Source organism: Nonomuraea sp. H19, assembly GCF_052068215.1.
Taxonomy (GTDB): domain Bacteria; phylum Actinomycetota; class Actinomycetes; order Streptosporangiales; family Streptosporangiaceae; genus Nonomuraea.
Window position 1 is genome coordinate 148,860 of record NZ_JBQHCV010000016.1, and the last position, 24,804, is coordinate 173,663.

Here is a 24,804-nt window from a genome sequence, read left to right on the forward strand (position 1 = left end):
CCCTGGGCCGCCACGCACAGGCCGCCCGCTTGCGCCGCCACGCACAGGCCGCCCGCCTGGGCCGCCACGCGCCGGCCCAGCGCCGGCCCAGCGCCGGCCTGGCCAGGTGTGGAATGCGTGGGGCGCGGTCAGGCCAGGTCGAGGACGGCCTTGCCGTGGAGGCGGCGTTCCAGGAGCGCGCTGATGGCTTCGCCGGCCTTGTCCCAGCCGCCGCGCCAGGTGATCTGCGGATCGAGGCCCCCCGCGGCCACGCCGTCCGCGAGCCAGGACAGGTCCGGCCCCAGGGGCACGCCGTCCAGCAGGTAGAAGGTGGTGATCGAACGGCCATGACGCCCGTCGTAGCCGTAGAACGCGCCGGGAGGGAAGCTCTCCGGCTCGTCCGTGGCACGCCCGACAGCGACCAGCGTGCCGTTCGCCGCCAGCTTGTCGAAGGACTGCACGAGCTGCCGCCCGCCCACGCAGTCCACCACCCCGTCCACGAGCGACCCCAGCAGCTCCGGCCCCGCGACCACCTCGTGGGCGCCCAGCGCACGCAGCCCGTCGCCGTGCGCCTGCGGGTCGCCGGTGGAGGCGATGACATGGGCGCCGCCGAGCCGGGCGAGCTGCACGGCGTACCGCCCGACGCCTCCTGTGGCGCCGGTGACCAGGATGCGCTTGCCGAGCAGGGGGCCGATCCTGCGCAGGGCGCGCAGCGCGCTGGCGCCCGCGACGGGGACGGTGCTGAGCGCGCCCAGGTCCGCTCCCTCCGGGGCCACGCCGAGCGCACTGGTGTCCACGGCCCGCAGCTCGGCCCAGGCGCCGTCCAGGCCCACCGTGACCACGGGCGTTCCCGCCACTGGCCCCGAGCCGTTGGCGGCGGCCCGCTCCACCACGCCGGCGGCGTCCCACCCCAGCACGGTGCCATCCGGTGCGCCGGCGATGCCGTGCTTGACCTCGCCGAAGTTGAGGGAGAGGGCGCTCACCCTGACCAGAGCCTCATGCGGGGCGGGTACGGGATCGGCGCCTTCGCCGAGACGGAGGCCGGAGGCGGCGGAGCGGTCGACCAGAAGAGCACGCATGCGTACATCGCCTTTCGAGTACGGAAGAGACCACCCCTTTATGCCACTCGGTGGCATAAGCGCGCAAGTGGCGAACTTGCTACACTCCTCGACGTGAGCAGCCCGCCCCTGCGCGAACGCAAGAAACAACGGACCCGTCAAGCGCTGATCGACACCGCACTGGAGCAGTTCACCAGCCAGGGCTTCGCCGGCGTGACCCTCGACGAGCTGTGTGAGCGGGTGGAGGTCTCCAAACGCACCTTCTTCCGCAACTTCACCAGCAAGGAGGAAGTCGCCATGGCCCCGCTGGAGGACCTGTGGAGGGCCTTCCTGGTGGAGCTGACGGCCGTCCAGCCCGACGGCCGGCCGGTGCTGGAACTGGCGCGCGACGCGCACCTGGCGGCGCTGGACCGCATGGGCGCGGACTGGGCCGGCCGGGCGCTGCTCAGCTACCGGCTGTCGGCGCAGACTCCCTCGATCAACGCGCACAGCCTGCACTTCTGCGACAACACGACGCGGGCGGCCATGGACATCCTGCGGAACTGGCTCGACGGGCGGGAGGGAGATCCGCGCCCCCGCCTGGTGGTGGACATGCTGGTGGCCGCCTTCCGCTACGCGCTGGCGGACTGGGCGGCCGGCCTCGCCACGGCGAAGACCACGCATGACCTGGCCGGCCGCTTCCGCGAGGCCGTCGACTCCCTGCCCGGCAGCCTCGCGCTCACCGCTAGACCCCGCCGCCTGCCTTCACCGTGACCGGGTCGCTCTCGTTGTGCAGGCGGTCGAGCGAGGTGACGAGGTAGGTCCCCGCCGACTTGACCGCGAAGGACGGGTTGGTGACCACGGCCACCAGGTTCCGGGCGTCGCTCGTGTGGCAGTCCTCGCCGGACTTCGGCACCTGGTACACCGCGTACGCCCGAGCCCCCTCGGCCGGCTTCCACGACAGCGTCGTGCCCGCGGACCTCGCCCCCGCGGGCGCCGCCGGCTTCGCCGGGGCCTGGCCGCCGCGGTCCGTCATGAGCGGCAGCAGGGCGGGCCGGCTGTAGTGCTCCTTGGCCACCAGGTCCATCGCGCTCAGCGGATTGGTGAGCAGTTGCTTGGCGCTGAAGTAGACGTCGCCGTCCACCTGCTCATATTTGCGGTTCAAGTTCAGGTGCGCGGACATCTCGCCCGCCTTGGTCCAGGCCTTGTCGTCCTGGGCGCCCACCCGGTAGAGCGCCTGGCCGATGTACAGGTGCACGCCGGAGTCCTTGACCGCCTCCGCCCACCAGGGCACGAGCGCCTTGTAGTCGGCCGCCTTGAAACCGCGCGGCCAGTAGAGCTGCGGCATCACGTAGTCGACGGTGCCGGAGTCGATCCAGGCCCGCGCGTCCGCATAGATCGAGTCATAGGCGGACATGCCGTTGGTGTTGGACCCGGACGGGTCATTCGACTTGTTGCGCCAGATGCCGAAGGGGCTGATGCCGAACTTGACGTGGTTCTTGCGCTCGTGGATGGCCTTGTCCACCTGGGCGACGAGCGTGTTGACGTTGCCGCGGCGCCAGGCGGCCAGGCTCTTGCCCTTGCCGTACTTTGTAAAGGCGGCCTTGTCGTTGAACTGGCCGCCCTCGCCCGGATACGGGTAGAAGTAGTCGTCGAAGTGCACCCCGTCCACGTCATAGCGGTCCACCACGTCCGTGATGACCTTGATGACGTGCTCGCGCACCTGCGGCAGGCCCGGGTTGTAGTAGACGCGGTCGCCGTATTTGACCGTCCAGTCCGGGTGCTGCCGCGCCGGGTGACTGGCCGGCAGCTTGGCGACGTTGGCGTCGTAGGAGGCGCGGTACGGGTTGAACCAGGCGTGGAACTCCAGGCCGCGCTTGTGGGCCTCATCGATGAGGAACGGCAGCGGGTCCCAGCCGGGATCCTTGCCCGCCGTGCCCGTCAGGAACTGCGACCACGGCTCGAGCGACGACTTGTAGAGCGCGTCGGAGGCGGGCCGCACCTGGACGAAGACCGCGTTGAAGTTGCGCTTGGCGGCGGCGTCGAGGATCTTGACGTATTCGGCCTTCTGCCGGGCGGCGGTCAGGCCGGTGCGGGAGGGCCAGTCGATGTTCTTGACCGTGGCGATCCAGACGCCCCGAAGCTGGCGCTTGGGGTAGCGGGCGTCTGTCTTGCAGGCCGCCACGGGCGCGGCGGCGGCGGTGGTCGTCTTCTTCTTGCTCGCTGCGGGGCTCTCTCCAGCACCGGGGCCGAACATGTAAGCGGCGGTGGCGGTGACGACGGCGAGGCCTGCGGCGGCTAGGAGTGGGCGTCCGGTTCGCATAGTGCCACCCAGTGTGACAGCTGCTCACCGATGGTCGGGACGAAAAAAAGAAATAGATTCGTGATGCCTTTGTGACGAAACCAAGGAGCTGGGCCGGGAGGGACGAACGCCCTCCCGGCTTCCTTGGCTCCAGACTTCCCGCTGTTCAGTCCGCGGCCGCCACCTTGCTCGCGAGGTTCGGCGGCAGCGGCTCGTAGCGCAGGAACGTGCGCGTGAAGGCCCCCGTGCCGTGCGACATCGAGCGCAGGTCGATGGCGTACCGCGTGATCTCCAGTTCGGGCACCTCCGCCTTGACCAGCGTGCGTCCCGTGCCGACGGGCTCGGTGCCGAGCACCCTGCCGCGCCGCGACGACAGATCGGACATCACCGACCCCACGTAGTCGTCGGCCACCAGCACCGACAGCTCGTCCACCGGCTCCAGCAGCAGCGTCGGCACCTTCGATGCCGCCTCCTTGAGCGCGAGCTGGCCGGCGATCTGGAAGGCCATGTCGGAGGAGTCGACGGAGTGCGCCTTGCCGTCGTACAGCGTGACGCGCACGTCGACCATCGGGTAGCCGGCGACGACGCCCCGCTCCATCTGGGCCCGCACGCCCTTCTCGACCGACGGGATGAACTGCCGCGGGACCACGCCGCCCACGATCTTGTCCACGAACTCGAAGCCGGCGCCGGACGGCAGCGGCTCCACCTCCAGGTGGCAGATGGCGTACTGGCCGTGGCCGCCGGTCTGTTTGACGTTGCGGCCCATGGCCTGGCACTTGCCGCCGAACGTCTCGCGCAGCGGCACCCGCAGCTCGATCCGCTCGACCTCCACGCCGTGCCGCTTGGACAGCCGGTCGAGCAGCACGTCGGTGTGCGCCTCGCCCATGCACCACAGGACGAGCTGCCTGGTCTCGGCGTTGTTCTCCAGCCGCAGCGTCGGGTCCTCGGCCACCAGCCGGCCGAGCGCCTGTGACAGCTTGTCCTCGTCGGCCTTGGACTTGGCCCTGATCGCCACGGGCAGCAGCGGCTCGGGCATGGTCCAGGCGGTCATCAGCAGCGGGCGTTCGACGTCGGACAGGGTGTCGCCGGTCTCGGCCCGCGACAGCTTGGCCACCGCCACGATGTCGCCCGCGACGCCCCTGGCGATGCCGCGCTGGTGTTTGCCCAGCGGGCAAGTCAGGGTGCCGATGCGCTCGTCGACGTCGTGGTCCTCGTGCCCGCGGTCGGCCAGGCCGTGCCCGGACACGTGCACGGTCATGTCGGGGCGCAGCGTGCCGGAGAAGACGCGTACGAGGCTGATGCGGCCCACGTACGGGTCGCTGGTGGTCTTGACGACCTCGGCCACCAGCGGGCCTTCCGGGTCGCATGTGATGCCCTGGACCGGCTTGCCGGACAGGTCGGTGATCTCGGGCATGGGATGTTCGAGGGGCGACGGGAACCCCTGCGTGATGATCTCGAGCACCTCCTGCGCGCCGATGCCGATCCCGCTGCACAGCACCGGGTAGAAGCTGCCGCGCGCGACGGCCTTCTCCAGGTCCTCGATGAGGACCTTGGTGTCCATGGGCTCGCCCGCGAGGTAGCGGTCCATGAGCGATTCGTCTTCGCTCTCCTGGATGATCCCCTCGATGAGGCTCCCGCGGTGCTCCTCGATCTGCGTCTCGTACTCCGCGCCCGGATCCTTCTCGGTACGGGTCCCCGTGGCGTAGTTGTAGAACTTCTGCGACAGCAGCCCGATCAGCCCGTTGACGTGCCCATTGGTGATCACCGGGAGATACAGGGGCGCGACGCCGTCGCCGAAGACGTCCTGGCAGGTGGTGAGCACCTCGTCGAAGTCGGCCCGCTGGTGGTCGATCTTGGTGATCACCACCGCCCGCGGCATGCCGACCTGGGCGCACTCCTCCCACAGCAGCTGGGTGAGGCCGTCGATCCCGTCGGAGGCCGCCACCACGAACAGCGCCGCGTCCGCCGCGCGCAGCCCGGCCCGCAGATCGCCGACGAAGTCCGCGTAGCCGGGAGTGTCCAGAAGGTTGATCTTGATTCCGTTGTGCACCAGCGGCGCCAAGGCGAGGTTGACCGATCGCTGCTGCCTGACCTCGACCTCGTCGAAGTCGCTGACCGTGTTGCCGTCCTCCACTCGTCCCGGGCGCTGGATGGTGCCTGTGGCGGCCAGCAGCTGCTCGACGAGGGTCGTCTTACCCGCCCCTGAGTGGCCGACCAGCACGACATTGCGTATCGCATCCGCCCTGTCGGCCACGGGTGCCCTGCCCGCGGCTCCCACGCCGCCGCTCGAACTTCTTTCCGCCACATCGCCTCCAGCGTTGAGTCGTTTCCCAACGCCGCGCCCGCGCGGAAGGTGACAGGAACCGCATGGACGCGGTGTGTTCACCAAATACCCCTGTGGCGGATATCACAAGAGGGCCGGGGCAAAGAAAGTTGTCAGGCTCGTGATGGCCTACGATCGGACCGCGATGCTCAAACTCCTGCGCCCGGCCATGACCCGGATACTCACCCCGCTGGGCAGGGCCCTCGTCGGCCGTGGGATCGGCCCGAACGCCGTCACGGCGATCGGCACCCTCGGCACAGTCGTGTCCGCCCTGACCTTCTTCCCCCTGGGTCAGCTGACCTGGGGCGCTCTCGTGATCACTGTCTTCGTGCTGTTCGACCTGCTCGACGGCTTGGTGGCCCGCCTCGGAGGCAAGGGGGGCAGCACCTGGGGGGCGTTCCTCGACTCGACGCTCGACCGCGTCGCCGACGCCGCCATCTTCGCCGGCCTGATCTTGTATTTCATCTCCGTGGACGACACGCTGATGGCCTCGGTGACGCTGGTGTGCCTGATCGCCGGCGCCCTGGTCTCCTATGCCAAGGCCAGGGCCGAGGGGCTCGGGCTCACGGCCGACGTCGGGCTGGCCGAGCGGCCGGAGCGGCTGGTCGTGGCGCTGGTCGCGGCCTGCTTCGCGGGGCTGGGCGTGCCGTACGTCCTGGCCGCGGGCATGTGGCTGCTCGCGATCGCCAGCCTGATCACCGTGGGGCAGCGGGTGAAGCGGGTCTACGAGCAGACGAGGGAGAGATGAGCGTTAAAGCGTCATTCGGCGATCGCGTCGTGGCGGCGGGCTTCGCGGCCGGCTGGAAGCTCGTGCCGCTGCTGCCCGAGCGCCCCACGGCGGCGGTCTTCCGCCTCCTGGCCGACCGGGTCTGGGCCAGGCGCGGCAAGTCCGTGCGCCGCCTGGAGTCCAACCTGGCCAGGGTGACCGGGCTCGAGGTGGGCAGCCGTGAGCTGCGCGAGCTCACCAGGGCCGGCATGCGCTCCTACTTCCGCTACTTCCACGAGGTCTTCCGGCTGCCGTCCATGAGCACCGAGGAGATCGTGCGCCGCACCCACGTCATCGACGCCGAGCACATCCACCTCAACGTGGCCGCCGGGCGGGGCGTGGTGCTGGCGCTGCCGCACATGGGCAACTGGGACCAGGCCGGCGCCTGGCTGGTGGGCGTGGGCCACCCGTTCACGACCGTGGCCGAGCGGCTCAAGCCCGAGTCGCTGTTCCGCCGCTACGTCGCCTTCCGCGAAGGGCTCGGCATGGAGGTGCTGCCGCTGACCGGCGGCGACGGGCACAACTTCGCACACCTGGCGATGCGGGTGCGCAAGGGCGGCGTGGTGTGCCTGCCGGCCGAGCGCGACCTGACCAAGAGCGGCATCGAGGTGCGCTTCTTCGGCGCCACGACGAAGGTGCCCGCGGGGCCGCCGCTGCTGGCCGTGCAGACCGGGGCGGCGCTGCTGCCGGCGACCGTCTACTTCGTGGGCGACGACTGGGGCATCCACATCCACGAGGAGATCCCGGTCCCGCAGGAGGGCACCCGGCAGGAGAAGGTCGCGGTGGTGGCCCAGCGCCTGGCCGACGTGTTCGAGAAGGGCATCTCCGAGCATCCGGAGGACTGGCACATGTTGCAGCGGCTCTGGCTGGAAGATCTGCCGCGATGAGGGTCGGCATCGTGTGTCCCTACTCCTGGGACATGCCAGGCGGCGTCAAGCAGCACATCGACGACCTGGCCCAGGCGCTGATGGCGCAGGGGCACGACGTGTCGGTGATCGCGCCGGCGGCCGACGACGACGAGCTTCCCCCTTATGTGACGGGGGCGGGGCGGGCGGTGCCGGTTCCGTACAACGGGGCGGTGGCCAGGATGTCGTTCGGCTTCCTGTCGGCGGCGCGGGTGCGGCGGTGGGTGCGCACGGGCGAGTTCGACGTGCTGCACATCCACGAGCCGCTGATCCCGAGCCTGGGGGTGCTGGCGTGCTGGGCGGCGAAGGGGCCGATCGTGGCCACGTTCCACGCGTCGTGGTCGCGCTCGCGGGCGATCGCGGTGGCCGAGCCGCTGCTGCGCAGCGCGCTGGAGAAGCTCAGCGGCCGCATCGCGGTCTCCGACGCGGCCCGCAAGAGCCTGGTGGAGCAGTTCGGCGGCGACACGGTGCTGATCCCGAACGGTGTCACCGTCTCCCGCTACACCGAGGCCGAACCGCTCGACGGGTGGGGCCCGGACGGCGCCACGATCGGCTTCCTGGGGCGGATGGACGAGGAGCGCAAGGGGCTGCCGATCCTGCTGGAGGCGTTCAAGACGCTGGCGGCCGAGCGGCCCGGCCTGAAGCTGCTGATCGCCGGGCCCGGCGACGCGAAAGAGGTCTACGAGCGGGTGCCCAAGCGCTTCCACGACCGGGTGACGGTGCTGGGCATGGTGAGCGAGGCCGACAAGATCCGCGCCTACCACTCGGTCGACGTGTTCTGCGCTCCCAACACCCGCGGGGAGAGCTTCGGCATCGTGCTGGCCGAGGCGATGGCGTCCGGGGCCACGGTGCTGGCCAGCGACATCCCCGCCTTCCGCAAGGTGCTGGGGGAGGGGCAGGCGGGCGCGCTGTTCGCCAACGGCGACGCGGCTTCGCTGGCGCGCGAGGCGACCGCGCTGCTGGACGCGCCGGAGCGCCGGGCCAAGCTGGCCGCCGAGGCGCTGGTGGCGGTCAGGAAGTACGACTGGTCCACGGTCGCGAGGGACGTGGTGCGCGTCTACGAGACGGTCACGACCGGCGGCGCGGGGCGCGTGGAGGAAGATCTGTGACATCCACCATGATCGTGCTGATCGTGGGCATCGTCGTGGTGCTCATGGCCGTCTACGTCTCCTGGCGCGCGGGCCGGCTCGACCGCCTGCACATCCGCCTGGAGCTGGCCCGCGAGTCGCTGGAGGCCGCGCTGATCCGGCGCAGGGGGGTGGTGCTGGAGCTGGCCGGCTCGCGCCTGCTCGACCCGGCCACGTCGCTGGTGCTGGCCGCCGCGGCCCACGAGGCCAGGATCGCGGGCCCGGAGGAGCGCGAGCACGCCGAGAGCGACCTGTCGCGGGCCCTGCGCGCGGTGGTGGACCAGGAGCGCTTCAGGGAGAAGCTGTCGGAGGCGCCCGGTGGCCACGACCTGCTGGAAGAGCTCGACGCGGCGGTGACCAAGGTGGTCTACTCGCGCCGCTTCTACAACAACGCCGTGGGCGTCACCCGTACGGCCCAGCGGCGCTGGCTGGCCAGGACCCTGCGCCTGGCCGGCCATACGGAATATCCAGAATTCTTTGAGATTGATGACAATCCGCCAGCAGCTATGGCAACTGAATGACCTCATATGGGGAAGCCAGTAAGCTTCATCCCGTTTTCGGGCTGAAGGCGAGAGGTGTTCACGTGCGGCTACCCCGGATGATCACAGTGACGCTGGCCGGAGTGGCCGTGTTGCTGCCCGTCGCGGCCTGCTCCTCGGACGAGCCGGCGCCGGGCCAGGTGCCGCAGGCCGCCACGGTCGCGCCGAGCGAGGAGCCGGCGGAGCCCGAGGAGGTCAATGCGCATCCCTTCACCGGCAAACCGTACGAGCAGCTCAAGCCGGTGCTCGCGGTGAAGATCGAGAACACCGCGGCGGGCAAGCCGCAGCTCGGGCTGAAGAGCGCGGACATCGTCTACGTCGAGCAGGTCGAGGCCGGTCTGACCCGGCTCATGGCGATCTTCTCCTCCAAGCTGCCCGCCAAGGTGGGCCCGGTGCGCAGCGCCCGCGTCTCCGACCTGCACATCGCGCCGCAGTTCGGCAAGCCCGCCTTCTCCTACTCGGGCGCGCAGACCAAGATGCTGCCGCTCATCGCCCAGGCGTCGCTGTGGGACGTCGGCGACACCCGCGCCCCGGGGGCGTACTTCCGGCAGCCGGGCCGCTTCGCCCCCTACAACCTGTTCGCCAATACCAAGCAGCTGCTGGCCAAGGCGCCCAAGGCGAGCAAGGCCAAGAACATCGGCTTCACCTTCGGCGACGCCCCGGCCGACGGCGGGGTGGAGCGCAAGTCGTACACCGTCAAGTGGCCCGCGGCGCGCTTCACCTTCGCCTGGTCGGAGGAGAAGAAGCAGTGGCTGATCTGGCAGGACGGCAAGAAGGACATGGCCGCCGAAGGCGGACAGCTTGGCGCGCCGACGATCGTCATCCAATACACCAAGACCGAGCGCTCGCAGTTCCATGACAAGAACGACAGCTACACGCCGCTCGTGCACACCACGGGCAAGGGGACGGCGATCGTGCTGCGCGACGGCAAGGCCTTCAAGGCGAACTGGGAGCGGGAATCGGAAGAGGACGGCACGACGTTCACTACTGCGAGCGGCGAGCCGATGAACTTCGCGCCCGGCCAGGTCTGGGTCGCCCTCGCCAGCCGCAAGCCCGTCATCCCCTAAGTATTTCCTGGCAAGTGCTGACATATCGGCATGTCAGGAAAGTGGTCCCTCAGGACCTACCATGGGTTTGATAACTTACCGACCGCCGTGAGAGCCGTGAGGATGACCGTGTCCAGCAGCACGCCAGAAAGCACCCCCGTCACCGGAAGCGCCCGCGTCAAGCGCGGCATGGCCGAGATGCTCAAGGGCGGCGTCATCATGGACGTCGTCACCGCCGAGCAGGCCAAGATCGCTGAGGACGCCGGCGCGGTGGCCGTCATGGCCCTCGAGCGGGTGCCCGCCGACATCCGCGCGCAGGGTGGCGTGTCCAGGATGAGCGACCCCGACATGATCGACGGCATCATCAACGCCGTGTCGATCCCCGTGATGGCCAAGGCCCGCATCGGCCACTTCGTCGAGGCCCGGGTGCTGCAGTCGCTCGGCGTCGACTACATCGACGAGTCGGAGGTGCTCACCCCCGCCGACTACGCCAACCACATCGACAAGTGGCAGTTCACGGTGCCGTTCGTGTGCGGCGCCACCAACCTGGGCGAGGCCCTGCGCCGCATCACCGAGGGCGCGGCCATGATCCGCTCCAAGGGTGAGGCGGGCACCGGCGACGTCTCCAACGCCGTCACCCACATGCGCACCATCCGCGCCGAGCTCAAGCGGCTCACCTCGCTGCCCGAGGACGAGCTGTACGTCGCCGCCAAGGAGCTGCAGGCCCCCTACGAGCTGGTCGCCGAGGTGGCCAGGAGCGGAAAGCTGCCGGTCGTGCTGTTCACCGCGGGCGGCATCGCCACCCCGGCCGACGCCGCGATGATGATGCAGCTCGGCGCCGAGGGCGTGTTCGTGGGCTCGGGCATCTTCAAGTCGGGCGACCCGGCCAAGCGTGCCGCGGCCATCGTCAAGGCCACGACGTTCCACGACGACCCCGACGTCATCGCCAAGGTCTCCCGCGGCCTGGGCGAGGCCATGGTCGGCATCAACGTCGACGACATCCCGCAGCCGCACCGCCTGGCCGAGCGCGGCTGGTAGTCCGGCGCGTCGTTGCAGGTCACGGGGCTTCTCGCGTGAGATGATCTCGTTCGGCGGGTGAGGTACTCCATCTTCGCCCGGCGGGGGCGCCGCGCAATGTGACGGTGAAAAGTGCCGAAAGAGGCGACATCTGCGAAGGATGTCGCCTTTTTCGTGTTGTGTGGTGTTCACTGCTTAGTCATGATCTTCAGTCAAGCTACGGGGCGTCCCGCACCCTTGATCGTCGCAGGAGCCACACCATGTCCAAGCTGAACCGCCGGCACTTCCTCGTCACCGGCTTAGCGGCGGGCGCGGCCGCGGCCATCCCGGCCACCGCCGCGCACGCCGACGACCCGGACCCCGCCGCCGAGACGGCCCAGAGTCTGGCCTCGCGCGGGCTGCGTACCGACCCCTTCACCCTCGGCGTCGCCTCCGGCGACCCCGACCACGAGGGCTTCGTGCTGTGGACCAGGCTCGCCCAGCAGCCTCTGGCCGAGGACGGGCTCGGCGGCATGCCGCAGCGGCCCTTCCCGGTGCTGTGGCAGGTGTACGCCGACGAGCAGTGCCGCCGCGTCGTCCGCGCCGGCGTGGCCGTGGCCGCGCCGGAATGGGGCCACAGCGTCCACGTCGAGGTGCAGAACCTCAGCTCCGACCGCGAATACTGGTACCGCTTCCGCGTCGGCCCCTACATCTCCCCGGTCGGCCGCGCCCGCACCGCCCCGCACCCTCTGTCGTACGGCGGCGCGCTGGCCATGGCGTTCGTCTCCTGCGCCCAGTTCGAGCACGGCTACTTCACGTCCTACCGCAGGCTGGCCGAGGAGCACCCCGACCTCATCCTGCACCTGGGCGACTATCAGTACGAATACACCAAGAACACCTACAACATCCCCGGCGGCAACATCCGCCACCACGAGGGCCCCGAGACCGAGACCCTGGCCAACTACCGCCAGCGCCACGCCCAGTACAAAGCCGACCCCGATCTGCAGGCCGCGCACGCCGCCGCGCCGTGGCTGGTCGTGTGGGACGACCACGAACTGGACAACAACTGGGCCGACGAGGTGCCCGAGAAGCCCGAGGTGCCCCAGCCCAACTTCCGGGCCCGCCGCGAGGCCGCCTTCCGCGCCTACTACGAGAACATGCCGCTGCGCCGCACCTCCATCCCGCGTGGCCTCGACATGCAGCTCTACCGGCGCATCCGGTGGGGCCGGATGGCCACCTTCCACATGCTCGACACCCGCCAGTACCGCGACGACCAGGGCTGCGGCGACGGCTACAAGGACTGCCCGGCCTCCATCGATCCCAACCGCTCGATCACCGGGGCCGAGCAGGAGGCGTGGCTGCTGGACGGGTTCCGCCACTCGCGGGCGCAGTGGGACATCCTCGGCCAGCAGGTGTTCTTCGCCCAGCGTGACAACAACGCCGGCCCCGCCAAGGTCACCAGCCAGGACGCCTGGGACGGCTACGTCGCCTCCCGCCGCCGCATCACCCAGGGCTGGCTGGACGCCGACGTGCGCAACCCCGTCGTGCTGACCGGCGACGTGCACGCGCACTGGGCCAGCGACCTCAAGCTCGACTACGACGACCCGACCGGGCCGTCCGTGGGCTCCGAGCTGGTGGCCACCTCGATCTCCACCGGCGGCAACGGCGCCGACTCCGACCCGGCGGCGCATCCGTTCCTGAAGATCAACCCGCATCTGAAGTTCTACAACAACCAGCGCGGGTACGTGCTGACGAAGATCGAGCGCGAGCAGATGACGGCCGACTTCAAGGTGGTGCCCCGGGTCAGCGAGCCGGGGGCCGAGGCCTACACCCGGGCCACGTTCGTCATCGAGGACCAGGTGCCCGGGGTGCAGCAGACGTACCTGAAGCCGCTCGACCCGACGCTGCGCATCCAGACGGAGATGACGGTGGAGGAGACGGTCCGCCTGGAGACCGAGCGTCCCTGACCGCAGGCCCCTTCCCGTGATCCGTGGCCCTGGCCGCCCAGGCGGCGGGCGGGGCCACGGTGAATCGCCGCCGTGACGGTGCCCGCTGGCTAGCATTTCCGACCATGGTGGGACACGTCCTTTTACTCCTGGCCGGGTTGTTCGTGGCCCCGGCCCGTACCGACCTGTCGGTGATGACCTGGAACGTCTGCACCGGCACCAACTCCGCCTGCCCCTTCTACCGCGCCGGCGCCGTCGAACTGGCGGAGAACATCGGCAGGCACGCGCTCGGCCGGCCCGTCAAGCCCGACGTGATCTTTCTGCAGGAGTTCTGCACGGGCGCGAACGGCGCGCTGGAGCACTGGCTGGAGCGGCGCACCGGCCGGAACTGGACGATCGGCTCGTGGGGCCTGCTCTCCCACGACGGCACCCCGTACGCCTGCCACCCCGACCGCCTCGGCCGCCCGCGCGGCACGCAGAGCATCGCCGTCGCCGTGGCGGGCGAGGCGGCCACGTTCCAGATCCACCCGCTGCCCGCACCGCCCTGGTACGTCAGGCGCGCCGCCATCTGCGCGACCATCCCCGCCAGGAAGGTCCACGCCTGCGGCACCCACCTGTCGTCCGGCCAGCAGTACGACGACCGACAGCCCGGCGCCCCCTACCGGACCAGGCAGATCAAGCGCCTGCTGGAGATCGCCGCCAAGCCCGGGCACCGGACGATCGTCGGCGGCGACCTCAACGTCTCGCCACCGGACAGCGGGTACGGCAGCGCCGCGGGCCGCCGCGCCATCGCCCCGGCCTACCGGGCGTACCAGGAATGCGACCAGCGCGGCGCGCGGCGCGCCGGACGCTGGACCCGCGAGGGCAAGAAGATCGACTACTTGTTCGCTCCCAAGGGCTCGGTGCGGCGCTGTCACGTCGAGCGCAGCGTGACCCTGTCCGACCACAAGCCCGTCTACGTCGCCGTGGCCTTATAAGCGCGGACCGCGTCCGCTGCCTGCAGCGGGGCGCTGAACGCGGCCCACTAAAGGAAGATGCCCGGCCATCCTGGTGTTGAATGGTCTGAACCCGCACCCAGACGGAAGGATCGACTGTGCCCACGATCGGTGTACTCGCTCTCCAGGGAGACGTGCGCGAGCATGTGCGCATGCTTCAGGAGGCGGGCGCGGCGGCGAGCGCCGTACGCAGGCCCGCCGAGCTGGACGCGGTCGACGGCCTGGTCATTCCCGGTGGCGAGTCGACCACCATGTGGAAGCTCGCCGAGACCTTCGACATGCTCCAGCCGCTGCGGATGCGGATCAAGGAAGGCATGCCCGCCTACGGCTCCTGCGCCGGCATGATCATGCTGGCCGACAGGATCGAGGACGGGATCGCCGGCCAGCAGACGGTCGGCGGCATCGACATGGTGGTCAGGCGCAACGCGTTCGGCCGCCAGGTCGACTCGTTCGAGTCCGACCTCGACTTCGCGGGGGAGCGGGTGCACGCGGTCTTCATCCGCGCGCCCTGGGTCGAATCCATCGGAGCCGACGTCGAAGTGCTGGGCCGGTGCGAGCCTGGGGATAGGATCGTCGCGGTCCGTCAAGGTCCGTTGCTCGCGACGTCGTTCCACCCCGAACTCACCGGGGACGCTCGCGTGCACCGTTACTTCGTAGACATGGTTAGGGAGCTCTAAGTAATGTCCGGCCACTCCAAATGGGCGACGACGAAGCACAAGAAGGCCGCGCTCGACGCCAAGCGGGGCAAGCTGTTCGCCAAGCTCATCAAGAACATCGAAGTGGCGGCCCGGACCGGTGGCCCTGACCCGGACGCCAACCCCACCCTCTTCGACGCCATCTTCAAGGCGAAGAAGAACTCCGTGCCCAACGACAACATCGAGCGGGCCCGCAAGCGCGGCGGCGGCCTGGAGGCCGGCGGCGCCGACTGGCAGACCATCATGTACGAGGGCTACGCGCCCGGCGGCGTCGCGGTGCTCATCGAGTGCCTCACCGACAACCGCAACCGCGCCGCCTCCGAGGTGCGCGTCGCGCTGACCCGCAACGGCGGCTCGCTGGCCGACCCCGGGTCCGTGTCCTACATGTTCAACCGCAAGGGCGTCGTGATCGTGCCCAAGAACGGGCTGGACGAGGACACCGTGCTGATGGCCGTGCTGGAGGCCGGCGCCGAGGAGGTCAACGACCTGGGCGACTCGTTCGAGGTCGTCTCCGAGGCCGGGGACCTGGTGCCGGTGCGCAAGGCGCTGCAGGACGCCGGGATCGACTACGACTCGGCGGAGTCCGGCTTCCTGCCGACGATGAGCGTGCCGCTGGACGAGGAGGGCGCCAAGAAGGTGTTCCGCCTCATCGAGGCGCTGGAGGACAGCGACGACGTGCAGAACGTCTTCGCCAACTTCGACGTCAGCGACGCCGTGCTGGAGCGGCTGGGCGCGGAGTAGCCCTCCCGCCACTCCCCCCAAGGGCTCGGTTCCGCCGGGCCCTTGATCATGCGTGCCCCCGGCACCGCGATGCCGATGGGCGTCCCGGTGTGCGCGAGGGCGCGGATCCCGTACGACATGCTCGTGGGTGTCTTGACGTGCGCGAGGGCCCGTGAGCGGCGTAGGGTCGGGCGACGTGACTTCCCCCAACCCACCACAGGCGTCCTTCCGGGCGGTCGGCTGGCTGCTGGTCCTGCCCGCCCTCCTCGGCGCCCTCATCACGCTGGTGCTGCCGACGGCGCAGACGATCTGGCTCAGCCTCCAGAGCGGCGGCGTCTTCAGGGAGACCACCTACGCCGGATTCTCGAACTACGCCAAGCTGCTGGGCGACGACGCGTTGTGGCGGGCCCTGGGATTCACACTCTCGCTGACCGTCGTGCCGCTGCTGGTGGCCGTCGTGGTGGGGCCGCTGCTGGCGCTGGCCCTCGATCGGGCGGGCACCTGGCCGCGGCGGGCCGGGCGGATCGCGCTGTCGCTGGCGATCGTCACGTTCTCCCCGGTGGGAGTGGCGGTGGCCTGGTTCCGCGGGCAGGCGCAGGACGCCTCCGGCCTGGCCGCGCTGGCCCAAGGGCTGCGCGAACCGGCCACCGCGCCGGGCACGCTCCGGCTGATCATCGCCGCCGCGACGTTCGGCGTGGTGTGCGCGCTGGCGGTCACCGCGTTCCTGCCGGCCCTGCGCGGCGGCACGGTCGGCCCCGCCATGCTCGCCGTCGGGGCGCTCGTGGCGCTCGCCACGGTCGCCGTCGGGCTGCAGACCTTCTCGATCGGCCTGGTGCTCACCAACGGAGGCCCTGTGCGCGTCACAGAGACGCTGGCGCGGCTCCAGTACCACCACGCCTTCATCCGGGCCGACTTCGGCTCTGGCGCCTCCATGGCGGCCCTCACAGGGGTGATCCTCGGCGTGCTCGGCATCGTCGCGACGGTCATCGCCGTCGTCACCCGCATGCGCATCATCCTCACCCCGGCCGCGGCGTCCACCGCCACCGCCACCGCCACCGCCACCGCCACCGCCACCGCGCGGGCCGCGGCGTCGCCCGGCCCCGCTGCCCCACCCGCCGCTTCGCCTGGCGGGGCCGCCCCACCGCCCGCGCCTGGCGGGGCCGTCCCGCCCGGCGTCCCTCAGCCGGCCCCTCCGTTCGGCGGGGCCGTCCCGCCGTCGGCGGCCGCACCTGGAAGGGCCGGCCCGCCGGCCGCCCCATCCGATGTCCCGGCATTCGCCCCTCCGACCGCCGTCCCGCCCTCGGCCCCGCCTGCCGCCGGCGCGCCGACCGGCAGGGGGCGGCCGACCGGGGTGGGCGTGGCCGTCGGGGTGACGGCGCTGGTCCTGGTCGTGGCCGTCGGCGTCGTGCTGGCCTGGCCCTGGATCTCCGGCGTGCTCGCCTCGTCCGGCACCCCGGCGGACGGCCTGCGGACGCAGGTCAACAGCTGGGTTCCCGCCGTCATAGGCGCGCTGGCGTCGGTCGGGGTCGCATATCTGGCCGCGCTCGGCATCGGCGGCCTGCGGCCGCTCGGGCGCTGGAGCGAGTGGCTGCTGCTGGTGTTCGCGCCCTGGCTGTTCGTCGGCACCGGCCCCCTCGGCGTCGCGAACTGGCAGAACATGCGCAACCTCGGCCTGATCAACACCTTCCCCGCCCTCTTGCCGCCCCTGCTGGTGAGCGTGCCGGCCCTCCTCGTGCTCACCCTGCTGTGCAAGGGACTGGCCGAGCGGAACGACAGGGACTTCTTCAGCGGCGTGTTCCTGCCCTCGCTGCCCATGGCGGGCATCCTGGCCGGGGCCGTCGCGCTGGTGAACGCCCAGGACCTGCTCTGGCCGCTGCTCGTCGTCCAGGAGCCCTCGCTGTTCACCGCCCCCGTCGCCCAGATGAACCAGCTCGGCGGGTACACCGTCGCCAGGCCCGACGTCGGCGCGAGCACGCCGCTGCTGGTCGTGGCCGTCGCCCTGGTCGCCACCGTCGCCGCTCAGGTGTTCTACCTCGACAGGCTCGCCATCGCGGCAAATGGTTCGCGGCCCCGTGCGGACACTGAATAAGTTGGTGTGTTGTGGACATTCGCGATCTGACTTCCGAGGACCTCGACGCCGTCCTCGACCTCCGCAAGCGCTCGTTCGGCCCGTTGTCCCCGGACGACGCCGAGCGGTGGCGTAAAGCGGTCACGCCTGTGCTCGGGGAGGGCCGCTACCTGGGCGCGTTCGACGGCTCCAGGCTCACCGCGTCCGCCCGGCTGCGCCAGTTCACCCAGTGGTGGCACGGCAGGCCCCAGCCCATGGCCGGGATCGCGGGCGTCACCGTCAACCCCGAAGACCGCGGCCGCGGCCTCGGCACCCGGATCATGCGGGCCGTCATCGACCGGGCGGTGGAGCTCGGCGACGCCGTGTCGGTGCTCTATCCGGCCACCACACCCGTCTACCGCGCGGTCGGCTACGAGCACGCCGGATGCCAGCACAACGTGACGCTGCGTACCGAGGCGCTGCGCCAGATCCGGCCGTCCGGGCAGGTCAAGCTGCGCAGGATGGGGCCCGACGACGCCGCCGAGATCGTCTCGGTGCTGCACCGCGTACACGGGTCCGCGCGCGCCAGCGGGCCCATCTCCTGGGACGAGCGCACCTGGAGCGTGTGGCTGGACGACAAGGACGACTTCCTCTACCTCGCCGACGACGGGTTCGTGATCTATCGGTGGCGCGGCGCGGAGATCCAGGTCGACACCCTCGTCGCCGGGTCGGAGGAGACCGCGAGGACGCTGTGGTCCCTGGTGGGCACCGCGTCCTCGATCGCCGAGAACGTCGTCGCCCCCGTGGCGCCCGACGACCCCGTGCTGTGGCTCCTGCGCGAGCGCTCGAAGGACCAGGTCAAGCAGGTGCGGTGGATGTTCAGGGTGCTGGATGTGGCCGCCGCCGTCGAACGCAGGGGCTACCCGGCGCCCGTGGCCTGCGACGCCGTCGTCACCGTGGACGACCCGGTGCGGGGCGCGGGGACCTGGCGGCTGGAGGTCTCGGGCGGCTCGGGCGCGGCCACGCCCGGCACGGCCGGAGTTCCCGGCGCGGTGCTCAGCGTGAACGGCTTCTCGGCGCTGTACGCCGGGATCCCGACGGCCACGCTCCGGCTCAGCGGGCTCATGTCCGGGGACGACCGGTACGACGAGGCCCTCGACGCGGTCTTCGCCGCGAAGCCGTACATGCTGGACTACTTCTGATCGCTTTCCGCCGGGCCGCCACGGCCCGCGGCCATCTCTGCCAAGCTTGAGCCGTGTGCGCCGGGCGTTTCGGTGGTGCGTGGGCATCCCAGCCGGGGTAAAGTCTCGTGCCGAACAGATGTTCGGCGGCGCGGGAGGGGCAGACCGGTGCGGGTGATGGGCGTCGATCCGGGGCTGACCCGGTGCGGCCTGGGCGCCGTCGAAGGGCGTCCCGGCACGCCGCTGAAGCTGGTGGCCGTCGGGGTGGTGCGCACCGGCTCCGACGACGAGCTCGGCACGCGGCTCGTCGGCATCGAGGCCGGGATCGAGCAGTGGCTGGACGACGTGCGGCCCGACGCGGTCGCGGTCGAGCGCGTCTTCAGCCAGCACAACGTCCGCACCGTCATGGGCACCGCCCAGGCCGCCGGCATCGCCGTGCTGTGCGCGGCCCGGCGCGGGCTGCCCGTGGCACTGCACACCCCCTCCGAGGTCAAGGCCGCCATCACCGGCAGCGGCACCGCCGACAAGAAGCAGATCGGCGCCATGGTCACCCGCCTGCTGCGGCTGGCCGAGATGCCCAAACCCGCCGACGCCGCCGACGCGCTCGCCCTGGCCATCTGCCACATCTGGCGCGGCGGCGCGCAGAGCCGCCTCGCTGAGGCGCTGGCCAAGGCCACCCGAAAGGACGTCGCGCGATGATCGCCTCGGTTGCCGGGAAGGTCGCGGGGATCGCTCCGGACGCGGCCGTGATCGAGGTCGGCGGCGTCGGCATCCTCACCCACTGCACTCCCGGCACGCTCGCCACGCTGCGCCTCGGCGAGGAGGCCCGGCTGGCCACGTCGCTGGTGGTGCGCGAGGAGTCGCTGACCCTCTACGGCTTCGCGACCGACGACGAGCGGGCCGTGTTCGAGCTGCTGCAGACGGCCAGTGGCGTCGGTCCCAAGCTGGCGCTCGCCATGCTCGCCGTGCATACGCCCAACGCGCTGCGGGTCGCGGTGGCCAGTGCGGATCTCAAGGCGCTCACGCAGGTGCCGGGCATCGGACAGAAGGGGGCCCAGCGGATCGTGCTGGAGCTGAAGGACCGGCTCGGCACGCCGGAGGCGGCCGTCAACGCCGCGCTCAACGGAGAGCGGCGGGTGGCGGTGTGGCGGGAGCAGGTCCACTCGGGGCTGGTGGGGCTCGGCTACTCCAGCAAGGACGCCGACGAGGCGATCTCCGTCATAGAGCCCGACGCCGGCCTCGAGCCCCAGGTGGCCCCCCTGCTGAAGGCCGCACTTCGCTACCTGAGCGTCCGATGACGATGCCTTCTTTCTCTTTTACGGCGGTGCCGAGTTGACCGCACGCGCCGACCTCGGTTTCCGTCTGTCATGGCCGGTCGTGAAGGCTCACGGGGTGCTCGCCGTGACGAACGCGATGCCGGCCGGATTCCGTGGCCCGGCCGGGGCGTTGTGCGCGGTGCGCCGTACCACACCCCGCCGTTGCGGCGCGGTGAGGGCTGAGGGCCGTACGGTGAGAGCTTCGGGTCCTGTGGCGCGGTCGTGCGGCGGCGCGGTGTCGGCCGGTGTGAGGAGGTGTGAGGCGCGTGGGGATTGAGCGGGAGCTTGTCTCGCCTGCCGCGGTGGGTGAAGAGCTGCAGATCGAGGCGGCGTTGCGGCCCAAGCGGCTCAGCGAGTTCATCGGCCAGAGCCGCGTGCGCGAGCAGTTGTCCCTCGTGCTCGAGAGCGCGCTGCGCCGGCAGCGGCCGCCCGATCACGTGCTGATGAACGGGTCGCCGGGGCTGGGCAAGACCACCCTGGCGATGATCATAGCGGCCGAGCTGAACACGCCGCTCAGGATCACCTCCGGCCCGGCCCTGGAGCGGGCCGGCGACCTCGCGGCCATCCTGTCGACGCTGGCCGAGGGCGAGGTGCTGTTCATCGACGAGATCCACCGGATGGCCAGGCCCGCCGAGGAGATGCTCTACCTCGCCATGGAGGACTTCCGGGTCGACATCGTCGTCGGCAAGGGCCCCGGAGCCACCGCCATCCCCCTCGAGATCGCGCCGTTCACGCTGGTCGGAGCCACCACGCGGGCCGGGCTGCTGCCCGCGCCGCTGCGCGACAGGTTCGGCTTCACCGCGCACATGGACTTCTACGACGCCGGCGAGCTGGAGCAGGTGCTCCACCGGTCGGCCAAGCTGCTCGGCGTCGCCCTGCCTGCCGAGGGCGCCCACGAGATCGCCAGACGGTCCCGGGGCACGCCCCGCATCGCCAACCGGCTGCTCAGGCGCGTGCGCGACTTCGCCGACGTCCGCGCCGACGGCGTGATCAACCGGGAGATCGCCTCGGCGGCGCTCAACCTCTACGAGGTCGACGCCGAAGGGCTCGACCGGCTCGACCGGGCGGTGCTCGACGCGCTGCTGAAGAAGTTCGGCGGCGGCCCGGTCGGACTGTCCACGCTGGCCGTGGCCGTGGGGGAGGAGCCGGAGACCGTCGAGGTGGTCGCCGAGCCGTTCCTCGTACGCCAAGGGCTGCTGGCCAGGACGCCGCGCGGGCGGATCGCGACCGCGGCCGCGTGGGCCCATCTCGGCATGACACCGCCCCCGGATGCGTTCGGAGCTACACTTTTCGACTGATTACAGAACGGTTGCAACCATTCCAATTGGGGAACTTCCCCGCGCGCCGAAACGCTGCCTCGTTGCCGCGTTTCGCAACAACCGCCTACACTCCGTGGCTTGGCTGGCTGTGTAGGCTGACGGGCTGAGCGGCGCGGCCCCGAAGCAACGCACGGAATTTCCGGCGCGAGGCCGGTGTCAACTTCTTGTACGACAATGGAAGGTCGCCCCTTATGGACATGGGACAACTCGGAAGCATCCTGCCGCTGATTCTTCTGGTGGTGGTGTTCTACTTCCTGCTGATTCGCCCCCAGCGCAAGCGCCAGCAAGAGGCGATCAAGATGCAGAATTCCCTGACGCCGGGCACGCGTGTCATGACCACGACAGGCCTGTTCGCCACCGTGGTCGCGGTGGACAATGAGGACGTCGTCCTCGAAGTCGCGCCAGGGATCGAGACCCGTTGGGTGAAGGCCGCGATCGGCCGCGTCATCACCCCCGGCGACGCTCCCACGGCCGACGACGAGACCGGCTCCGGCGAAGAGGACAAGAACGAGTCCGAGGCCCCCGTAGATCGCAACGGCGACCAGGACTCCAGCACCAAGCAGTCCTGAATAAGCTCTGCGACAAACCTCTATCCGAAAGAACTGACGACCAGTGGCCCGACCGACCAGCCGCCACAGCCGACCGGGGCGCACGCTCCTGGTGCTGCTGGCGCTCATCCTCGCCCTGGGCGGGACGATGCTCCTGCAGAAGGCGTTCACGCCCAAGCTGGGACTCGACCTCGCCGGCGGCACGACGGTGACTTTGTCTCCCGTGACGCAGAACGGCGCCTCTCCTCCTGAGGAGATCCTGGACCGCGCGGTCAACATCATCCGCGACCGGGTCAACGGCACCGGAATCTCCGACGCGGAGGTCGCCAAGTCCGGCGACAACATCATCATCTCCATCCCGGGCGTCGGGCAGAGCGAGGCCATCAAGCTGGTCGCCACCACTGCGGAGCTGCGCTTCCGCCAGGTGCTAGCCATGCAGGCCACGCAGGTTCCGCAGGAGCTGGCCACCAACGCCCCCACGCCGAGCGCCGCACCTTCGGCCTCGGCGACGGGCTCGGCCTCGCCGCCCGCCAAGCCGTCGGCGTCCCAGTCGGCGGGGGCGCCGCAGCCCAGCGCGTCTCCGACGGGCAAGGCCCTGTCGTCGGCGTTGACCGCGGCGACGCCCGCCGCCTCGCCGGCGCCCTCGGCCACGCAGAGCGCCCGGCAGCAGGACGCCAAGAAGGGCCAGAACGCCAAGGCCACCCCGACCCCGGCCCCGACCGCGACGGGCCAGGCCAGCACGCCGCCCGCCCAGGACCCCAACGCGGGCGTCAACACCGAGGGCATCGACCCGGCGGTGCTGAAGCAGTTCCAGGCTCTCGACTGCGCCAACCCCAAGAACCGCGGTCAGGGCGTTCAGGACGACCCCGCGAAGCAGTACGCCGCCTGTGAGACCGACGGCAGCTACAAGTACGTCCTCGACGTCGCCAAGGTCGTCGGCACCGACATCGACACGGCCTCCGCGGGTGTCCAGCAGGGCACCGTCGAGTGGGTCGTCCAGCTCGACTTCAAGAGCAAGGGCGCGGCCGAGTGGAGCAAGCTCACCACCACGGCCTACAACTCGCAGGAGCCGCGCAACAAGGTCGCGGTCGTCCTCGACGGCGTCGTCATCACCGCCCCCAACATCATCAGCCCGATCCCCGGCGGCCGGGCCGAGATCACCGGCGGTTTCGATCAGATCAGCGCCACCAACCTGGCCGACCAGCTGAAGTACGGCGCGCTGCCGCTGAAGTTCCAGCGCAGCTCGATCGACACCGTCTCCTCGACGCTGGGCCAGGACCAGCTGGAAGGTGGCCTGATCGCCGGCCTCATCGGCCTGGTGCTCGTGGTCGTCTACTGCATGTTCTACTACCGGGGCCTGGGCATCGTGGCGGTGCTGAGCCTCGTCGTCGCCACGATCATCACCTACACAGCGGTGGTCGTGCTCGGCCACAACGCCAACTTCCGGCTGTCCCTGCCGCACATCATCGGCCTCGTGGTCTCGATCGGCATCACCGCCGACTCCTTCATCGTGTACTTCGAACGCATACGCGATGAGATGAAGGAGGGCCGGCGGACGCTGCGCGCGGCCGTCGAGGTGGCCTGGGTCCGTGCCCGGCGCACCATCCTGATCGCCGACGCCGTCATGTTCATCGCCGCGATCGTGCTCTACTTCCTGGCGGTGGGCGGTGTGGCCGGGTTCGCGTTCGCGATGGGCCTGACCACGCTGATCGACATCGTGGTGGTGTTCCTGTTCACGAAGCCGTTCATCGCCCTGCTGGCGAAGCTCAAGTTCTTCGCCAAGGGGCATCCGCTGTCCGGTCTCGACTCCGAGCGCATGAGCGAAGTCGGCAGCACGACCGGCCGCACGACCACTCCGCAGGAGGCCTGAGATGGGACTGGCGCGACGCCTCTACCGCGGCGAAATCGACGTCGACTTCGTCGGCAAATGGAGACTCTGGTACAGCCTGTCCGGCTTCCTGCTGGCCATCTCACTGGCCGGGCTGCTCTTCAACGGGCTCAACCTGGGCGTGGAGTTCACGGGCGGATCCGTCTTCACGTTCAAGGCGCCCAGCGCCACCATCGAGCAGGTCCGCGAGACGTTCTCGGAAGAGGGCGTCCACCAGCCGATCGTGCAGGCCATGGGCACGTCCGGTGACGGCTGGCGGGTCACCACCGAGACCCTCTCGGAAAGCGCCATGAACAACGTGCAGTCCGCGGTCTCCAAGGACTTCAACGTGCCCATCAGCGAGGTCAGCATCCAGTCGATCGGCGCGTCCTGGGGCGGTGAGGTCTCCCAGAAGGCCTGGATCGGCCTGGGCGTGTTCATGCTGGCGATCATCTTGTACCTGTCGATGGCGTTCGAGCCGAAGATGGCCTTGGCGGCCATCGTCGCGCTCGTCCACGACCTCGTCATCACGGCCGGCATCTACGCCTGGTCGGGCTTCGAGGTCACGCCGGCGACGCTGCTGGGCTTCCTGACCATCCTCGGTTACTCGCTCTACGACGCGGTCGTGGTGTTCGACATGATCAAGGAGGTCACGGCCAAGCTGGGGCACACGTCCAAGCAGACATACTCGATGGCGGCCAACAACGCGCTCAACCACACGCTGATCCGCTCGCTCAACACGTCCCTGGTGGCGATCCTGCCGGTGGCGGCGATCCTGTTCATCGGCACCACGCTGCTCGGCGCGGGCACGCTGAAGGACCTGTCGCTGGCCCTGTTCGTCGGCATGATCGTCGGTACGTACTCCTCGCTGTGCGTGGCCACGCCGCTGCTGGTGACGCTCAAGGAGCGGGAGCCGAAGTACCAGGCCATCGCCAAGAGGCTCGCCTCCACGAGCGGGGGCAAGGGCGCGAAGGGTTCCAAAAGCGCGGCCGTAGCCAAGGGATAGGCAACAGCCTCGCGCGACGACGCCCCCGCCCGGCAACGGGTGGGGGCGTCGTCGCGTTCTGGTCCCACACGGGCGCCTCCGCCCCCGGGAGACGGCCCTGGGGTCATGCGTCCGACTTCCCCGGCGAGGCGCATACGGGCGGTC

Annotated in this window: 22 protein-coding genes; 19 read left to right on the forward strand and 3 right to left on the reverse strand. The window is 70.3% G+C overall.

The annotated features are described in order from the left end of the window. Positions 1-128: 128 nt before the first annotated feature. Positions 129-1,058, reverse strand: coding sequence for a zinc-binding dehydrogenase (locus ACTMTI_RS32380; protein WP_441124439.1), 930 nt, complete (start codon positions 1,056-1,058; stop codon positions 129-131). Positions 1,059-1,151: 93 nt separating this feature from the next. Between ACTMTI_RS32380 and ACTMTI_RS32385 the strand changes: the two genes are divergently transcribed. Further along, positions 1,152-1,790 carry a TetR/AcrR family transcriptional regulator gene (locus ACTMTI_RS32385; RefSeq protein WP_441124440.1) on the forward strand — a complete coding sequence of 213 codons (639 nt, stop codon included), beginning with the start codon at positions 1,152-1,154 and terminating at the stop codon, positions 1,788-1,790. Here ACTMTI_RS32385 and ACTMTI_RS32390 read toward each other — a convergent pair. Continuing rightward, positions 1,762-3,339, reverse strand: a complete 1,578-nt coding sequence (locus tag ACTMTI_RS32390; protein WP_441124441.1) for a glycoside hydrolase family 10 protein — start codon at positions 3,337-3,339, stop codon at positions 1,762-1,764. The two genes, ACTMTI_RS32385 and ACTMTI_RS32390, sit on opposite strands and share 29 nt — an antisense overlap. Before the next feature lie 145 nt (positions 3,340-3,484). Continuing rightward, positions 3,485-5,623: an elongation factor G-like protein EF-G2 gene (locus ACTMTI_RS32395; protein ID WP_441124442.1), complete on the reverse strand. Its 2,139-nt coding sequence runs from the start codon at positions 5,621-5,623 to the stop codon at positions 3,485-3,487. Positions 5,624-5,786: 163 nt separating this feature from the next. Here ACTMTI_RS32395 and pgsA point away from each other — a divergent pair, with 163 nt between their 5' ends. From pgsA to secF, 18 genes are all read left to right on the forward strand, one after another. Continuing rightward, positions 5,787-6,389 carry a phosphatidylinositol phosphate synthase gene (pgsA, locus tag ACTMTI_RS32400; protein ID WP_441124443.1) on the forward strand — a complete coding sequence of 201 codons (603 nt, stop codon included), beginning with the start codon at positions 5,787-5,789 and terminating at the stop codon, positions 6,387-6,389. Beyond that, entirely contained in the window at positions 6,386-7,294 is a 909-nt protein-coding gene (locus ACTMTI_RS32405; protein WP_441124444.1) for a phosphatidylinositol mannoside acyltransferase, read from the forward strand. Before pgsA ends, ACTMTI_RS32405 begins: the two co-directional genes overlap by 4 nt. Beyond that, complete coding sequence (locus tag ACTMTI_RS32410; protein ID WP_441124445.1) at positions 7,291-8,421, forward strand: glycosyltransferase family 4 protein; 1,131 nt, start codon at positions 7,291-7,293, stop codon at positions 8,419-8,421. Before ACTMTI_RS32405 ends, ACTMTI_RS32410 begins: the two co-directional genes overlap by 4 nt. 8 nt (positions 8,422-8,429) lie before the next feature. Continuing rightward, positions 8,430-8,960: a hypothetical protein gene (locus tag ACTMTI_RS32415; RefSeq protein WP_441124529.1), complete on the forward strand. Its 531-nt coding sequence runs from the start codon at positions 8,430-8,432 to the stop codon at positions 8,958-8,960. 77 nt (positions 8,961-9,037) lie between these two features. After that, positions 9,038-10,045: a DUF3048 domain-containing protein gene (locus tag ACTMTI_RS32420; protein ID WP_441124446.1), complete on the forward strand. Its 1,008-nt coding sequence runs from the start codon at positions 9,038-9,040 to the stop codon at positions 10,043-10,045. Positions 10,046-10,147: 102 nt separating this feature from the next. Further along, the gene (gene pdxS, locus ACTMTI_RS32425) at positions 10,148-11,062 is read left to right on the forward strand and encodes a pyridoxal 5'-phosphate synthase lyase subunit PdxS (protein WP_441124530.1); all 915 of its coding nucleotides are present in this window, start codon (positions 10,148-10,150) and stop codon (positions 11,060-11,062) included. A 239-nt stretch (positions 11,063-11,301) separates the two neighbouring features. Then, complete coding sequence (locus ACTMTI_RS32430; protein ID WP_441124447.1) at positions 11,302-12,987, forward strand: alkaline phosphatase D family protein; 1,686 nt, start codon at positions 11,302-11,304, stop codon at positions 12,985-12,987. Positions 12,988-13,091: 104 nt separating this feature from the next. Next, positions 13,092-13,943: an endonuclease/exonuclease/phosphatase family protein gene (locus tag ACTMTI_RS32435; RefSeq protein WP_441124448.1), complete on the forward strand. Its 852-nt coding sequence runs from the start codon at positions 13,092-13,094 to the stop codon at positions 13,941-13,943. 116 nt (positions 13,944-14,059) lie between these two features. Then, positions 14,060-14,638 carry a pyridoxal 5'-phosphate synthase glutaminase subunit PdxT gene (pdxT, locus tag ACTMTI_RS32440; protein WP_441124449.1) on the forward strand — a complete coding sequence of 193 codons (579 nt, stop codon included), beginning with the start codon at positions 14,060-14,062 and terminating at the stop codon, positions 14,636-14,638. Positions 14,639-14,641: 3 nt separating this feature from the next. After that, positions 14,642-15,397, forward strand: coding sequence for a YebC/PmpR family DNA-binding transcriptional regulator (locus tag ACTMTI_RS32445; protein ID WP_441124450.1), 756 nt, complete (start codon positions 14,642-14,644; stop codon positions 15,395-15,397). 175 nt (positions 15,398-15,572) lie between these two features. After that, a complete protein-coding gene (locus ACTMTI_RS32450; protein WP_441124451.1) occupies positions 15,573-17,465 on the forward strand; it encodes a hypothetical protein in 1,893 nt (630 codons plus the stop codon). Between the two features lie 11 nt (positions 17,466-17,476). Beyond that, entirely contained in the window at positions 17,477-18,625 is a 1,149-nt protein-coding gene (locus ACTMTI_RS32455; RefSeq protein ID WP_441124452.1) for a GNAT family N-acetyltransferase, read from the forward strand. Between the two features lie 147 nt (positions 18,626-18,772). Then, entirely contained in the window at positions 18,773-19,303 is a 531-nt protein-coding gene (ruvC, locus tag ACTMTI_RS32460; protein ID WP_441124453.1) for a crossover junction endodeoxyribonuclease RuvC, read from the forward strand. After that, entirely contained in the window at positions 19,300-19,902 is a 603-nt protein-coding gene (gene ruvA / locus ACTMTI_RS32465; protein WP_441124454.1) for a Holliday junction branch migration protein RuvA, read from the forward strand. The genes ruvC and ruvA overlap by 4 nt, the downstream gene beginning before the upstream one ends. 284 nt (positions 19,903-20,186) lie before the next feature. Next, entirely contained in the window at positions 20,187-21,218 is a 1,032-nt protein-coding gene (gene ruvB, locus ACTMTI_RS32470) for a Holliday junction branch migration DNA helicase RuvB (protein WP_441124455.1), read from the forward strand. 218 nt (positions 21,219-21,436) lie between these two features. Continuing rightward, entirely contained in the window at positions 21,437-21,808 is a 372-nt protein-coding gene (gene yajC, locus ACTMTI_RS32475) for a preprotein translocase subunit YajC (protein WP_441124456.1), read from the forward strand. A 43-nt stretch (positions 21,809-21,851) separates the two neighbouring features. Continuing rightward, positions 21,852-23,657 carry a protein translocase subunit SecD gene (gene secD, locus ACTMTI_RS32480; RefSeq protein ID WP_441124457.1) on the forward strand — a complete coding sequence of 602 codons (1,806 nt, stop codon included), beginning with the start codon at positions 21,852-21,854 and terminating at the stop codon, positions 23,655-23,657. Between the two features lies 1 nt (position 23,658). Next, entirely contained in the window at positions 23,659-24,660 is a 1,002-nt protein-coding gene (secF, locus tag ACTMTI_RS32485) for a protein translocase subunit SecF (protein WP_441124458.1), read from the forward strand. Positions 24,661-24,804: the final 144 nt, after the last annotated feature.

Excerpts from the sequence above, each read along its gene's own strand:
- ACTMTI_RS32380 (WP_441124439.1), bottom strand. The coding sequence starts at position 1,058 with ATGCGTGCTCTTCTGGTCGACCGCTCCGCCGCCTCCGGCCTCCGTCTC.
- ACTMTI_RS32390 (WP_441124441.1), bottom strand. The coding sequence starts at position 3,339 with ATGCGAACCGGACGCCCACTCCTAGCCGCCGCAGGCCTCGCCGTCGTC.
- pgsA (WP_441124443.1), top strand. The coding sequence starts at position 5,787 with ATGCTCAAACTCCTGCGCCCGGCCATGACCCGGATACTCACCCCGCTG.
- ACTMTI_RS32405 (WP_441124444.1), top strand. The coding sequence starts at position 6,386 with ATGAGCGTTAAAGCGTCATTCGGCGATCGCGTCGTGGCGGCGGGCTTC.
- ACTMTI_RS32410 (WP_441124445.1), top strand. The coding sequence starts at position 7,291 with ATGAGGGTCGGCATCGTGTGTCCCTACTCCTGGGACATGCCAGGCGGC.
- ACTMTI_RS32415 (WP_441124529.1), top strand. The coding sequence starts at position 8,430 with ATGATCGTGCTGATCGTGGGCATCGTCGTGGTGCTCATGGCCGTCTAC.
- ACTMTI_RS32420 (WP_441124446.1), top strand. The coding sequence starts at position 9,038 with ATGATCACAGTGACGCTGGCCGGAGTGGCCGTGTTGCTGCCCGTCGCG.
- pdxS (WP_441124530.1), top strand. The coding sequence starts at position 10,148 with ATGACCGTGTCCAGCAGCACGCCAGAAAGCACCCCCGTCACCGGAAGC.
- ACTMTI_RS32430 (WP_441124447.1), top strand. The coding sequence starts at position 11,302 with ATGTCCAAGCTGAACCGCCGGCACTTCCTCGTCACCGGCTTAGCGGCG.
- ACTMTI_RS32435 (WP_441124448.1), top strand. The coding sequence starts at position 13,092 with ATGGTGGGACACGTCCTTTTACTCCTGGCCGGGTTGTTCGTGGCCCCG.
- ACTMTI_RS32445 (WP_441124450.1), top strand. The coding sequence starts at position 14,642 with ATGTCCGGCCACTCCAAATGGGCGACGACGAAGCACAAGAAGGCCGCG.
- ruvA (WP_441124454.1), top strand. The coding sequence starts at position 19,300 with ATGATCGCCTCGGTTGCCGGGAAGGTCGCGGGGATCGCTCCGGACGCG.
- yajC (WP_441124456.1), top strand. The coding sequence starts at position 21,437 with ATGGGACAACTCGGAAGCATCCTGCCGCTGATTCTTCTGGTGGTGGTG.
- secF (WP_441124458.1), top strand. The coding sequence starts at position 23,659 with ATGGGACTGGCGCGACGCCTCTACCGCGGCGAAATCGACGTCGACTTC.